The 14,408-nt window shown below is 71.0% G+C and carries 8 protein-coding genes; all 8 read left to right on the top strand.

From position 1 onward, the window contains the following. The first annotated feature begins 17 nt into the window (after positions 1-17). The gene (locus ASD30_RS22265; protein WP_056687357.1) at positions 18-2,234 is read left to right on the top strand and encodes a hydantoinase/oxoprolinase family protein; all 2,217 of its coding nucleotides are present in this window, start codon (positions 18-20) and stop codon (positions 2,232-2,234) included. Further along, complete coding sequence (locus ASD30_RS22260) at positions 2,234-4,177, top strand: hydantoinase B/oxoprolinase family protein (protein ID WP_056687355.1); 1,944 nt, start codon at positions 2,234-2,236, stop codon at positions 4,175-4,177. The genes ASD30_RS22265 and ASD30_RS22260 overlap by 1 nt, the downstream gene beginning before the upstream one ends. Further along, positions 4,174-5,139: a carbamate kinase gene (locus tag ASD30_RS22255; protein ID WP_056687353.1), complete on the top strand. Its 966-nt coding sequence runs from the start codon at positions 4,174-4,176 to the stop codon at positions 5,137-5,139. Before ASD30_RS22260 ends, ASD30_RS22255 begins: the two co-directional genes overlap by 4 nt. Positions 5,140-5,190: 51 nt before the next feature. Further along, a complete protein-coding gene (locus ASD30_RS22250) occupies positions 5,191-6,291 on the top strand; it encodes a ring-opening amidohydrolase (protein ID WP_056687351.1) in 1,101 nt (366 codons plus the stop codon). Between the two features lie 229 nt (positions 6,292-6,520). Continuing rightward, positions 6,521-6,925, top strand: a complete 405-nt coding sequence (locus ASD30_RS26780) for a hypothetical protein (protein WP_156393747.1) — start codon at positions 6,521-6,523, stop codon at positions 6,923-6,925. A 62-nt stretch (positions 6,926-6,987) separates the two neighbouring features. Further along, positions 6,988-10,272 carry an ATP-dependent helicase gene (locus ASD30_RS22245; RefSeq protein WP_082564089.1) on the top strand — a complete coding sequence of 1,095 codons (3,285 nt, stop codon included), beginning with the start codon at positions 6,988-6,990 and terminating at the stop codon, positions 10,270-10,272. Then, positions 10,269-13,451, top strand: coding sequence for an ATP-dependent helicase (locus ASD30_RS22240; protein ID WP_056687349.1), 3,183 nt, complete (start codon positions 10,269-10,271; stop codon positions 13,449-13,451). Before ASD30_RS22245 ends, ASD30_RS22240 begins: the two co-directional genes overlap by 4 nt. Positions 13,452-13,460: 9 nt before the next feature. Then, positions 13,461-14,402 carry a helix-turn-helix domain-containing protein gene (locus ASD30_RS22235; protein WP_056687346.1) on the top strand — a complete coding sequence of 314 codons (942 nt, stop codon included), beginning with the start codon at positions 13,461-13,463 and terminating at the stop codon, positions 14,400-14,402. The last annotated feature ends 6 nt before the right edge of the window (positions 14,403-14,408 follow it).

Below are 14,408 nucleotides of genomic sequence, written 5' to 3'. Positions count from 1 at the left end.
CCGGTTGAATCAAGGTCATGGCCGATCAGAGCGCGCGTCGGATCCGGGTCGGCATCGACACCGGCGGCACCTTCACCGACGTGGTGGCGCTCGACGAGGAGACCGGTGAGCTGGTCACCACCAAGACGCCCTCCACGCCGGGCAACCCGGCCGACGGCTTCATGGCCGGCATCGAGAAGGTGCTCGGACTGCTGGGCCTGCCGCAGGGGCGCGGGGACGCGCTGACCTCGGTCAGCCACGGCACGACGGTGGCCACCAACCAGCTCCTCGAGGGCAAGGTCGAGGCGCTCGGCTTCATCACCACCGAGGGCTACGAGGCGCTGCTCGAGATCGCCCGGCAGTCGGTGCCCGACGGCTACGGCAACTCCTACTTCTGGGTGAAGCCCGACCGCATCGTGCCCCGGCACCTCGTCAAGGGGGTCGGCGGTCGGCTCGACCACACGGGCACCGAGGTGAGGCCGTTCGACGCGGACGGCGCCCGCCGTGTCGCGCGATGGTTCCGGGACCGGGACATCAACACCCTGGCCGTCTGCTTCCTGCACTCCTACGCCGACTCCGCCCACGAGGAGGCCATGCTCGCGGTGCTCCGCGAGGAGCACCCGGACGCAGTCGTCTCCCTCAGCAGCGAGGTGCTGCGCGAGTACCGCGAGTACGAACGCGCGATGACCACGCTCGTCGACGCCGCAGTGAAACCGCGGTTGGGCAGCTACGTCACCAACATCAAGGACCGGCTCGACGCCTACGCGTCGGCTGACGGCGCCCGGCACGTGCCGTTCTACGTGATGAAGTCCAACGGCGGCGTGCTGAGCGCTGACGAGGTCGTCCACCAGCCGATCACCACCGTCCTGTCCGGCCCGGCCGCCGGTGCCCTGGGCGCCGCGCTGATCGCGAAGGTCGCCGGCTTCGACCGGGTGCTGACCAGCGACGGCGGCGGTACGTCGACCGACGTCAGCGTGGTGATCGACGGCGAGCCGACCCTCACCACGGAAGGCAGCGTCGGCGCCTTCCCGTCGAAGATCCCGATGATCGACGTGGTCACGGTGGGGGCCGGAGGCGGCTCGATCGCGTGGCTCTCACCGGAGGGCGCGCTCAAGGTCGGGCCCCAGTCGGCAGGCGCCGACCCCGGCCCGCTGTGCTACGCCAAGGGCGGCGACGCGGTCACGATCACCGACGCCCATGTCTTCCTGGGCCGGGTGCCTCCGCACCTGCTGGGCGGCGAGATCCCGCTCGACGTCGCAGCGGCTGACGCAGGGATCCGCAAGCTGGCCGGCGACCTCGACCTCACCCCGGAGGCCTGTGCCGCCGGCGTACTCGAGATCTCGGCATGGAACCAGGCCAACGCGCTGCGGGCGGTGACCGTCAAGCGAGGCCTCGACGTACGCGACTTCACGCTGACCACGTTCGGCGGGTCCGGATCCCTGCTGCTGTGCCGCTTGGCCGACATCCTTGGGCTCCGGTCGGTGCTGGTGCCGCCGAACCCCGGCAACGTGTCGGCGTTCGGCCTGCTCACCGTCGACGTGAAGAACGACTACGTCCAGACCCACGTCCGGATGCACGACGACCTCGAGCCCGCGGACCTGCAGACGGTCTACGACGAGCTCTGCGATCGGGCCCGCACGGCGCTGACCAAGGAGGGCTTCGGCCCGGAACAGCACCGGTTCTTCAGGACCGCCGACCTGCGCTACTTCGGGCAGGCCTTCGAGGTCAGGGTGCCGTTGCCCGAGGGCGCGGTCGACGCCGCACTCCTCGACGAGGTCGCGACCCGCTTCCACGACGAGCACCGGGTGCTCTACGGCTATGACTTCGCCGGCGACCCGCGGCAACGGGTCGAGTGGGTCAACCTGCGGGTCTCCGGGGTGGGCCCGATCCAGCGCCCGGAGATCCGTGAGCACCCACTCGCCCTGCGGTTGGATGAGGAGGGCCGGGGCACGCCGTTGGTTGAGGAGGGCCGCCAAGGCCCGTCTCGAAACCACCGGCAACCTGGTTTCGAGACGCTTGCAGAGCAACCGCCTCAACCAGCGGAGGCTCGTCCGGCGAGCAGGCGGGCGGTCTGCTTCGAGGTGTCCGACGGGTACGTCGACACGCCGGTCTTCTGGCGACCGGACCTCGCGCCGGGACAGACCCTGACCGGGCCGGCGATCATCGAGGAGTTCGGCTCGACGGTGCCGCTGCACCCCGGGTTCCGGGCCACCGTCGACCGGTTCCTCAACATCATCGTGACGAGGGAGGACTGATGGCCTCGACCGGGTCTGGGGGGAGCCGTCGGGCGCCGACGGACTTCCCGTTCGGCACCCTGACCGACGACGCCGGCGCCAGCGCGGAGCAGGTGGTGGTGGAGATCGTTCAGGGCAGCCTGGCCGCCGTCGAGATGGAGGTCGAGACCGCGATCGGCCGCACCAGTCGCAGCCCGATGATCCGCGACGCCCACGACTTCCGCGCCGGCATCCACGACCGGTTGCTCCGCAAGCTGACCGGCCGCTCCTACTCCGCACTGGTGCACCCGGTCGCGCGCGACTTCCCGATCACGGAGATGCGCGAGGGCGACGTGTTCTTCCACAACGACGTCTATCGGTCCGAAGGGGGCATTGGCCACCTGCCCGACCTCTGCGTCACGGTGCCGGTCTTCCACGACGGGCAGGTCGTCGCGTTCGTCCAGGCCTTCGGGCACCACGACGACATCGGCGGCTGCGTGCCCGGCTCCATGCCCAGTGGCGCCACCTCGGTCTACGAAGAGGGCCTGATGGTGCCGCCCATCAAGCTCTGGGACGCCGGCGTACCCAACAGGTCGGCGCTGGCGATCATGACCCGCAACTCACGCATGCCCGACAGCCTCGCCGCCGACCTCGACGCCGAGTGCTCGGCCTGCCTGATGGGCGCACGCAGACTGGGCGAGCTGTTCGCGAGGTACGGCAAGGAGACCGTCGAGTCCTGCTTCGACGCGATCATCGACCGGACCACGCAGACCTACCGGCGCGAGATCCTCTCGCAGATCCCGATCGGCCAGTGGGTCTGGGAGGACTACGCCGAGCACGACGGCGTCGACGAGCCGCGGCTCTTCGCCCAGCGGATCACGATGACCCGCACCGGCGCTGACGATCCGGACGGCGAGCGCCTGGTGCTCGACTTCGAGGGCACCTCGCCGCAGGCCAAGGGACCGATCAACCACTGCGGCGACTACAGCGACGGCAACTTCCTCAAGAAGTGGCTGGCCCCGATCCTGCGCAACCTCGCCGAGTCGCCCGAACGGATGGCCGAGCTCGACGTCAACGAGGGCGTCGTACCCCTGATCGAGATGCGCTTCCCGCCACCGGGCACGTTGCTGACCCCGGTCTTCCCGGCCCCGACCAACGCCCGCACCTTCGTGATCCTCAGGCTGCTGGGCGTGCTGGCCGGCGTACTCGCCAAGGCGGTCGACGGCCGGATGCCCGCCGACCAGGAGACGATCCGCTACACCGGGGTGTACGGCGAGGACCGGCAGGGCGCGCCGTACCTCATGCGCGAGGTTCTCGGCGGCGGGTCCGGGGGCCGCTACTACGCCGACGGAGAGGACACCATCCACGTCGTGCCCGACTCGCGGAACCTGCCCTCGGAGTTCACCGAGAGCCGTTTTCCCTTCCTGGTCGAGCGATTGGGCCTCGCCAAGGACTCCGGAGGGGCCGGCCAGTTCCGCGGTGGACTCGGCTACGAGAAGCACATCCGCATGCTCAAGGACGCCCACTTCATGTCGATCGCCGACCGCTCGATCCTCGCCTGTTGGGGAGTCAAGGGCGGTCTGGCCGGCAGGCCGTTCGAGGTGGTCGTCGACCCGGGCGGGCCCGCCGAGCGGGTGGTCGACGCCCTGGCCGACGCCGAGCCGGTCAAGGCCGGCGAGGTGATCCGCATCCGCACGACGGGAGGCGGTGGCTGGGGCAACCCGCTCGACCGGGACCCCGAGCTGGTCGTGCGCGACGTGGTCTGGGAGAAGGTCTCGCCAGAAGCCGCGCTGGCCGACTACGGGGTGGTGCTCACCGGCAGTGTCGACGACGACACCCTCGCCCACGACCCGGCAGCCACGGCCACCGAGCGCGCCGCACGGCCGGCCCCGAGCGACGCGTTCTTCGACCGCGGGCCCGGTTACGCGCGACTGTCCGGCGGCGCAGACTCCGCCGACGTCGACTTCGTCGGGTCACAGCCATGAGGGTCCTGCTCGCGCTGGGCGGCAACGCGATGACCGCCGCCGACGGCAGCGCCCGGCCCGGTGACCAGATCGCCGCCGCCCGGGTGGCGATGACAGCCGTGGCCGATCTCGTCACGCGCGCGACGGACCCGGTGGACGTGGTGATCACCCACGGCAACGGGCCACAGGTCGGCAACCTCCTCGTCAAGAACGAGCTGGCCGCGGCCGTCGTACCCCCGGTGCCGCTGGACTGGTGCGGCGCACAGACCCAGGCCACGCTCGGCTTCGTGCTGATGGACGCGCTCGACGACGAGCTCGCCCGCCGGGGCGCGGACCGGCGCAGCGCCACGGTCGTGACCCGCACCCGCGTCGACGTCGACGATCCCGGGCTGACGCATCCCAGCAAGCCGATCGGTCGTTTCCTCGACCGCGACGCGGCGGCGCTGCTGGTCGAGCACGGGGAGACTTGGGAGGACCGCGGCGAGAAGGGCTGGCGCCGCATCGTCGCCTCGCCCGAGCCGCGCGAGATCCTCGACGCCGCCGCCGTACGCGCCCTGGTCGATGCCGGATTCATCGTGATCGCCAACGGTGGTGGAGGTGTCCCGGTGATCCGCTCGGAAGCCGGCCTGGTCGGTGTCGAGGCGGTCATCGACAAGGACCTCGGCGCGGCGCTGTTGGCCGCGACTGTCGAGGCCGACGTGCTGGTCATCGCCACCGACGTCACCCACGCCGTGCTCCGGTTCGGTACGCCGCAGGCCGAGCCCATCGGCCGGGTCACGGTCTCCGACCTGCGCGCGATGGCCGGCGAGGGCCACTTCGCGAGCGGGTCGATGGGCCCCAAGGTCGACGCGGCCTGCCGGTTCGTCGAGAACGGCGGCCGCTACTCCGTGATCAGCGATCTCGCGCACATCCTCGACGCCGTCGCCGGCGCCGCCGGCACCGTCGTCGTACCCGACCAGACCCCAGCCCAAGACGGTGGTTGAGGAGGTCGCGCAGCGACCGTCTCGAAATCACCCACCAAAGAAAGGACGGCCATGCCCGCCATCGAAGTACGCAAGGTCCCGATCCACTCCGTCGCCGACGCCAGCGAGCTGGCCAAACTGATCGACGACGGCGTCATGCACGCCGACCGGGTGATCGCGATCATCGGCAAGACCGAGGGCAACGGGGGAGTCAACGACTACACCCGCATCATCTCCGACCGCGCGTTCCGCGAGGTGCTCGTCGAGAAGGGTGCCCCCGCCGACCAGGTCAAGCAGATCCCGATCGTGTGGTCCGGCGGCACTGACGGCGTGATCAGCCCGCACGCCACGATCTTCGCGACGGTGCCCGACGAGGACGCCGTACAGACCGACGAACCGCGCCTCACCGTCGGGTTCGCGATGAGCGAGCCGTTGCTGCCCGAGGAGATCGGGCGTACGCCGATGGTCAGCAAGGTCGCCGCGGCCGTGAAGGTCGCGATGGAGAAGGCCGGCATCACCGATCCGTCCGACGTCCACTACGTGCAGACCAAGACGCCCCTGCTCACCATCCACACGATCCGCGACGCGAAGTCGCGCGGCAAGACGGTTTGGACCGAGCACACCCACGAGTCGATGGACCTCTCCAACGGCTGTACGGCGCTGGGCGTCGCCCTCGCGTTGGGCGAGATCGAGATGCCCACCGACGCCGACGTGATGCACAACCGCGAGCTGTTCTCGGCGGTCGCCTCGTGCTCGTCGGGGGTGGAGCTCGACGTGGCGCAGGTGGTCGTGGTCGGCAACGCGCCCGGGGTCGGTGGCCGCTACCGCATCGGCCACTCGGTGATGAAGGACGCCCTCGACCAGGACGGTCTCTGGGAGGCGATCAAGGACGCCGGCCTCGAGCTGCCGGAGCGCCCGCACCACACCGACCTCGACGGACGCCTGGTCAACCTGTTCCTCAAGTGCGAGGCCTCGCAGGACGGCATGGTCCGCGGGCGGCGCAACGCGATGCTCGACGACTCCGACGTGCACTGGCACCGCCAGATCAAGGCCGCCGTCGGTGGCGTGACGGCCGCCGTGACCGGTGACCCGGCGGTGTTCGTGTCGGTCTCGGCCGCACATCAGGGCCCGGAGGGCGGCGGCCCGGTCGCCGCGATCGTCGACCTCGGCTGAGTTGGCTCCGGCTTCGTGATCGCGCAGGTCGCTCGCCCCGTTTGGTGACCGCGCAGGTGAGAGGGAGTCCGATCAGTCGAGCGTACGATCGATGGTACGGACGTGTCGAAGTGCCCCAGGGCAGGCCTGAAGAGTCACCGTCTTTTGAAGGAGCCCACAGGTGCGAATTCCCTTGGTCCTACTCGTGCTCTTTTGCGCCGCTGTGTCGGGGTGTGGAGACGAAGGTTCAATGAAGGACGATGCAGGTGGGGGACCAGATCACGTGCTTCAAGCTTTTGAAGTGGTCCAGCTCTATCCTGAGTTCGGGCCGGGTGCGGCAGTGCGTGTCTCCGGGGCGAGGCGGCTCGGTCAGGGGCAAATCCAGATCTTGGTCGAGGGCTATCCCTGCGGCGTGCCAACGAGAGTTGACCTCGCAGAGACAAACGATGAGGTGTCCCTCACTGTGTTCGCGGCGCGTCACGAAGCCGGTGATTGTCCGGCCAACACCATCCCGTGGTTTGTCCAGGTTGAACTGAAGAGCGCCCTCGGCACGCGGGCCATCAAGGACACGACGACCGCAACGCGGGTGCAATTGGTCGATTGCAATGCCACTCCAACACACCCATGGTGCAAGTCCGTCGACTCGAAGGAATGAGAAGCCACCCCACGGTCGGCGCCAGGAGGGTGATTGTCGGTGCCGGGTGATTGGCTGTCGTCATGAGCTCGACCGCACCCACGACGCCGCGCACGCCGACGTACCACCTCGCCGCCCCGCAGACAGGTGGCGCGGTGCCGACGCTCGACGAGTTCCAGCAGCGCGTCGTCGACCACGCGAGCGGGCCGCTGCTGGTGCTGGCCGGGCCGGGCACCGGCAAGACCACCACGCTGGTCGAGGCGATCGTCGAGCGCATCGAGGGCCGGGGCGTGAGCCCGGAGTCGGTGCTGGCCCTGACGTTCTCGCGCAAGGCGGCCGAGCAGCTCCGTGACCGGGTGACCGCTCGGCTGGGCCGCACGACGTCCTCCACGATGTCGGCCACGTTCCACTCGTTCGCCTACGGGCTGATCCGCAGATACGCACCCGCCGAGCTCTACGAGGCGCCGCTGCGCCTGCTCTCGGCGCCGGAGCAGGACGTCGTCCTGCAGGAGCTGTTGACCGACGCGCCCGAGTCGGTCGCCTGGCCCGAGGGCCTGCGTCGGGCGGTGGCCACCCGCGGGTTCGCCCGGGAGGTGCACGCCGTGCTGGCCCGCGCCCGCGAGAAGGGCCTCGACGGAGACGACCTCAGGCAACTCGGCCTGGCCGAGGGGCTGCCGGAGTTCGTGGCCGCCGGGCTCTTCCTCGACCAGTACCTCGAGGTCCTCGACTTCCAGGGCGCCATCGACTATCCCGACCTGATCCGGCGCGCCGTCGAGGAGGCCGAGAGGCACCGCGACGAGCTGCGGGCCCGCTTCACCCACGTATTCGTCGACGAGTACCAGGACACCGATCCCGGCCAGGTCGCCCTGCTCCGCGCCCTGATCGGCGACGGCGGAAACCTCACCGTGGTCGGCGACCCGCACCAGTCCATCTACGGCTTCCGGGGCGCCGAGGTGCGCGGCATCCTCGAGTTCCCGACCGAGTTCCCGCACCGCGGCGGTGCGCCCGCCGACGTGGTGGCGCTGCGCACCACCCGACGGTTCGGGCCACACCTCCTGCTCGCCTCCCAGCGCGTCGCCCGCCGGCTCTCGCTGGCCGGCACGATCCCCGCGGAGGCGCGTGAGTCGTTCCTCGCGCCCGTCTCCGAGGCCGGCGACCTCGGCAACGGCCGGGTCGACGTGCTCACCTTCGACACCGCCCGCGCCGAGACCGAGCACCTCGCCGACATCCTGCGTCGCGCCCACCTGACCGACGGTGTGGCCTGGTCGCGCATGGCGGTGCTGGTCCGTTCCGGCCGTACGTCGATCCCGGCATTGCGTCGGTCCCTGGGGGCCGCGGGTGTGCCGGTCGAGGTGTCCAGCGACGACACGCCCCTGGTGCGCGAGCCGGCCGTGGCCCCCCTGCTCGCGGCGCTGCGGGCCGTGGTCAACCTCGACAACGACGACCCGGAGTCGGCGGGGCACATCGACCCCGAGCGCGCCCACGACCTGCTGGTCTCCCCGTTGGCCGGGCTCGACGCCACCGACGTACGCAGTCTCGCGCGGGCGTTGCGCGTGCGCGACAAGGAGGTGGTGGCCCGCGACGGCGGCACCCCGCGCCCGTCGCCCGAGCTGCTGCGTGAGGCGGTCGTGCGCCCAGCCACACTCGAGGGGCTCGAGGGAAGCGCACCCCGACGAGCCGCAGCGCTGGCCGGGCTGCTCCGTTCCTCGCGGGCGCTGCTCGAAGCGGGTGCCACCGCCGAAGAGGTGCTGTGGAACCTGTGGTCGTCCACCGACTGGCCACGACGACTGCGGGCCCAGGTCGACCTCGGCGGAGCATCGGCCCGTCGCGCCCACCGCGACCTCGACGCCATCTGCGCCCTGTTCGAGTCCGCGGCCCGCGCCGAGGAGCAGCGCGGCCACACCGGCGTCGCGGCATTCCTGGCCACCCTCGAGGCCCAGGACCTGCCCGGCGACACGCTGGCCGACCGCGGCATCCGTGGCGAGGCGGTCCGGCTGCTGACCGCCCATCGTTCCAAGGGCCTCGAGTGGGACCTCGTCGTGGTGGCCCACGTGCAGGAGGAGGGCTGGCCCGACCTGCGCCGCCGCGCCACCCTGCTGCAGGCCGACCGCATCGGCACCGACGGGCTGCAACCGCCGGTCTCCTCACGGGAGCTCCTGATGGAGGAGCGCCGGCTCTTCTACGTCGCCTGCACCCGGGCCCGGTCACGGCTCGTGGTCACCGCGGTCCGGTCGCCCGACGACGACGGCGAGCAGCCCTCGCGCTTCATCACCGAGTTGTTGCCACCCGGGCCCGACGGTGTCCCCGACCGCACGCCGCCCCATGTCCAGGGCCGGCCGAAGCGTCCGCTCTCGCTCGCCGGGCTCGTCGCCGAGCTGCGCCGCACGCTGGTCGACCCGGAGTCCGACGAGCAGCTCCGCGCTGCCGCTGCCCGGCGCCTGGTGCTGCTCTCCCGCGAGCGGGTCGGTGACCGCGCCCTGGTGCCGGCCGCCGACCCTGCCAATTGGTGGGGCACCCGCTCCTCGACCCTGTCCGACGTACCCGTCAGGCCGGAGGAGAAGCCGATCTCGCTGTCCGCCTCGGCCCTGACCTCGATCGAGGAGTGCCCGGCCCGGTGGTTCCTCGAACGCGAGGCCGGCGGCTCGTCGGCGGCGACGTCCGCCCAGGGCTTCGGCCTGCTCGTGCACGCCCTCGCCGAGCGCGTCGCCAAGGGAGAGCTCTCCGCCGACCCCGAGCGCCTCGACGAGCTGATGGCCCACGTCGACACGGTCTGGGAGCGGCTGTCGTTCCGCACGCCGTGGTCGGCGACCCGTGAGCGCGAGGAGATGCGCCTTGCCCTCCAGCGCTTCCTGGTCTGGCACGGCGACCCCAAGCGGGGGCGCACGCTGCTGGCCACCGAGAAGGAGCTGCGCGCGAAGGTCACGTTGCCCGACGGTCAGCAGGTGACCCTGCACGGCTTCGCCGACCGGCTCGAGCTCGACGCCGACGGCCAGGTCTGGGTGATCGACCTCAAGACCGGGAAGTACAAGCCGACCGGCGACGAGGTCAAGGTGCACCCCCAGCTCGGGCTCTACCAGCTCGCCGTGGAGCACGGCGCTGTCGACGACCTGGTCGACGACGCACCCGCGCGCCCCGGCGGGGCCGAGCTGGTGCAGCTGCGCCACGGCGCCCACGGCAAGGTCAGCCTGCAGCCGCAGGAACCACAGTCCGCAGACGACGAGGGACACCGTCCCGTGGAGGTCCAGTTGATGTCGGCCGTGGCCCGGATCCGGGCCGAGGAGTTCCCCGCGATCGCCGGGAAGCAGTGCGAGCGCTGTGCGTTCGTCGCGATCTGCCCGATCCAGGGTGCCGGGACGGTGCTGTCATGAGCGACCCGGTCAGCATCACCTCACCCGACGACCTGCGCCGGGTCATGGGCACCGACTTCACGGTCAGCCCACAGCAGTGGGACGCGATCTCCGCCGACCTCGAGCCCGCGGTCGTCATCGCCGGTGCCGGGTCCGGCAAGACCGCCCTGATGGCGGCCCGCGTGGTCTACCTCGTCGCGACCGGGCAGGTCAGACCCGACGAGATCCTCGGCCTCACCTTCACCACGAAGGCGGCCCGCGAGCTGGCCACCCGCATCCGCGACTCCCTGGTCCGCGCCGGTCACGGTGTCGAGACCGCACCTGACACGGCCGCCGACGAACCCGAGAACCTCGAGCCGACCGTGGCGACCTACAACGCCTACGCCAGCTCGCTGCTCACCGAGCACGGCCTGCGGATCGGGCACGAGCCCGACACCCGGGTGATGGCCGACGCCTCGCGCTACCAGCTGGCGGCGCGGGCGATCAGTCGTCACGGCCGAGGCATCGAACTGCTCAGCGACCACCCCGAGACGGTGGTCAACTACATCCTCGGGCTCGAGGGCGCGATGAGCGAGCACCTCGTCACGGTGGCCGACGTACGCGCCTTCCAGGCCCGGGAGCTGCCGCGGTTCCAGGACGCCGCGATCAACGCGAAGGCCAAGACCGAGCCCAAGAAGGTGGTCAACGCGATGCAGCGGCGCGAGGAGATCCTCGGCCTCGTCGAGACCTACCGGCGGCTCAAGGCCGAGCTGGGCCTGATGGACTTCAGCGACCAGATCGCCCTGGCCGCCCAGCTGGCCGACGCGCACCCCGAGGTCGGCGAGGCCGAGCGCGCCAAGTTCCGCATCGTGCTGCTCGACGAATACCAGGACACGTCGGTGGCCCAGGCCCTGATGCTGAAGAGGCTCTTCACCGGCGGCCACCCGGTGACCGCGGTGGGCGACCCCAACCAGGCGATCTACGGCTGGCGTGGGGCCTCGGTGTCCAACATCCTCGGCTTCGGACGCGACTTCCCGCGTGCCGACGGCCGTGAGGTGCGCACGTTCCCGCTGACCGTGAACCGTCGCTCCGACCAGCGCATCCTCGAGGTGGCCAACCGGTTGGCCGGGCCGCTGCTCGACGAGTTCCCCCAGGTCAAGGCGCTCGAGCCCGACGACTCCGCCGGCCCCGGTGCGGTGCGCACCTCCGTGCACGAGACGTACGCCGCGGAGCTGGCCTGGCTGGCCGGTCAGGTGACGGCCGTGCACGACGCGATGGCCGAGCCGAAGTGGAACGAGATCGGTGTGCTGACCCGCGACAACAAGCACGCCGCCGACGTCTTCGACGTGCTGTCCGCCCACGACATCCCGGTCGAGATCGTCGGCCTCCAGGGGCTGCTGCGCCTTCCGGAGGTGGCCGAGGTGGTCGCCACCCTGACGTTGCTGCACGACCTGACCGCCAACGCCGCCCTGCTCACCCTGCTCACCGGCCCGCGCTGGTCGATCGGTCCGCGCGACCTGGCACTGCTCGGCAAACGGGCCCGCGAGCTGGCCGGCGACCAGGGGCAGGCGTCCACGCAGTCGCTCGACGAGCAGCTGACCGGAGCCGTCGAGGGCGCCGACCCCACCGAGATCACGTCGCTGTGCGACGCACTCGACGACCCCGGCGACGCGGCCTACTCCGCGGCGGCCCTCGACCGGTTCGCGCTGTTGCGTTCCGAGCTGCGTTCGCTTCGCGGGCACGCGGGTGAGCCGCTGCTCGACCTGGTCCGGCGCATCATCGACACCACCGGCATCGACATCGAGCTGGCGTCGTCCGTCAGTCCCGCGGCCGCTGCCCGTCGCGACAACCTCGACCTGTTCGTCAAGGCGGTCGCCGAGTTCCAGGCGATCGACGGCGCGGTCAGCCTGACCGCACTGCTGGCCTACCTCGCCACCGAGGACGAGATGGGCACCGGCCTCGACGTGGCGACGCCGTCCGAGGCCGACTCGGTCAAGCTGCTGACCGTGCACCGCGCCAAGGGCCTCGAGTGGGACGCCGTCTTCGTGGTCGGCGTCTGCGAGGAGAAGTTCCCGACCACGCGGTCCCGCACCCAGTGGGTCTATGGCCCTGCGGTGCTGCCCAACGAGCTCCGCGGCGACCGCCACGACCTGGCTGCGCTCGGTGGCTACGAGAAGCCCGAGCTCACCGCGTTCGTGCAGGCGGCCAAGGCGAAGGAGCAGCAGGAGGAGCTCCGACTCGGCTACGTCGCCTTCACCCGGGCCCGACACCTGCTGTCGGTGTCGTCGTACCTCTGGAACGAGTCGCGCAAGACCCCGGTCGGGCCCTCGCCCTACCAGCTGGTGGTGCTCGAGGCGGTCCGCGAGTGGGGCGAGGATGCCGAGGCCTGGCTCGACAAGCCCGACAAGGACACCCAGAATCCCCTGCGCATCGGCTCGACCACGGCGCCGTGGCCGGTCACCGAGCACACCGCCGAGACGCTGCGCCGGCTCGAGGCGGCCGAGTTCGTCCGCGGCGTCGACCCCGACGCCGATGATGAGATCGACACGCTCAGCGGCGCCGTGATCGCCACCTGGGACGAGGAGATCGAGCGCCTCCTCGCCGAGGCCCGGCGCGACCGTGCCGACGAGATCGAGGTGCCGTTGCCGGCCGCGTTGTCGGCGACGGCGGTGGCCAGGCTGCGCGACGACGCCGACGGGTTCGCCCGTGACCTGGCGCGGCCGATGCCCCGACAGCCGTCGCCGGCGGCCCGGTTCGGCACCCGGTTCCATGCCTGGGTCGAGGCCCGCTTCGGGCAGCAGAACCTCTTCGACCCCGACGAGCTGCCCGGCCGCGCCGACCTCGGCATCGACGACGAGTCCGACCTCAAGACCCTCACCGAGTCGTTCGCGGCCGGCCCGTTCGGGCACCGCGAACCACACGCCGTCGAGCCGCCGTTCGCTCTCGTGCTTGCCGGGCAGGTGGTCCGCGGGCGCATCGACGCGGTCTACACGACCGACGACGGCGGCTTCCTGGTGATCGACTGGAAGACCAACCAGCGGGCCACCGCCGACCCTCTGCAGCTGGCGATCTACCGACTGGCCTGGGCAGAGCTCGCAGGCGTGCCGGTCGAGAAGGTGCGCGCCGCGTTCCACTACGTGCGCACCGGCGAGACCGTCGACCACACCGACGACCTGCCGGTGCGCGCCGAGCTCGAGCAGCTGCTCCATCCCTCCGGCTAGGGCTGCCCGGTGTCCGCGCCGCACGACCACTTCATCGCCTTCGTCGAACGCCTCGGCGTCGACCTCGACGCGCTGCCCGACCGCGTCGAGCAGGTGGCTGCCGACGCGGGCCTGTCCCGCTGCCACTTCGAGCGGGTGGTCAAGGCGGTGGCGGGGGAGTCGCCTGCCCGGCTCCGGGTGCGGGTCCTGCTCGAGCGTGCGGCCCACCGTCTGCTCACCGGCGACGAGACGGTCCGCGACGTCGCCGGCACCTCGGGCTTCTCGTCGTACGCCGCGTTCAAGCACGCCTTCCGCCGCGAGTACGGCGAGAACCCGTCGGTGTGGCGCGCCAATCCGACCGGGTTCCGCATCGACGCCTCGAACGACGTGCACTTCCACCCGCCGGCCGGCCTGCGCCTGCCGGCCCGACGAAGGACGGACAGCGTGGACCTGGTCCAGGAGATGGTCGGCCACCACGTGTGGCTCACCGGCGAGCTCGTCGGCCGAGCGGCGCTGGTCAGCGATGCCGAGCTCGACGAACCGCATGACCGCACCGTCGACGGCATCGACGGCGAGACCCTGCGATGGTCGCTGTCCCGGCTGATCGGGCAGATGGAGATGTGGAACGCCGCGGTCCACGAGACCGACTACGACTTCTCGGTCGAGGAGCACGAGTCGGTGCTCTCGATGCAACGCCGGATGGCCCGCGTCGGCCCCGAGTTCGTCGACAACGTCGCGCTCCTCTCCGCTCAGGGTCGTTTCGACGAGACGTTCGTCGAGGCGTTCTCGCCCACGCCGCAGGTGCTGTCGTTCGGCGCGATGGTGGCGCACGTGCTGACCTTCGCCGCCCATCACCGGCTCCTGGCGCTGTCGCGACTACGTGAGTGCGGCATCACCGACCTCGGCTTCGGTGACCCGAAGACTTGGTTCGCTGCGGCGCAATCTCGATCAAGCGGGGTCGGTTCCTCGTGACGAAAG

This window comes from Nocardioides sp. Root140 (assembly GCF_001426745.1).
GTDB lineage: Bacteria > Actinomycetota > Actinomycetes > Propionibacteriales > Nocardioidaceae > Nocardioides.
This window is presented reverse-complemented; position numbering and strand designations above follow the sequence as displayed.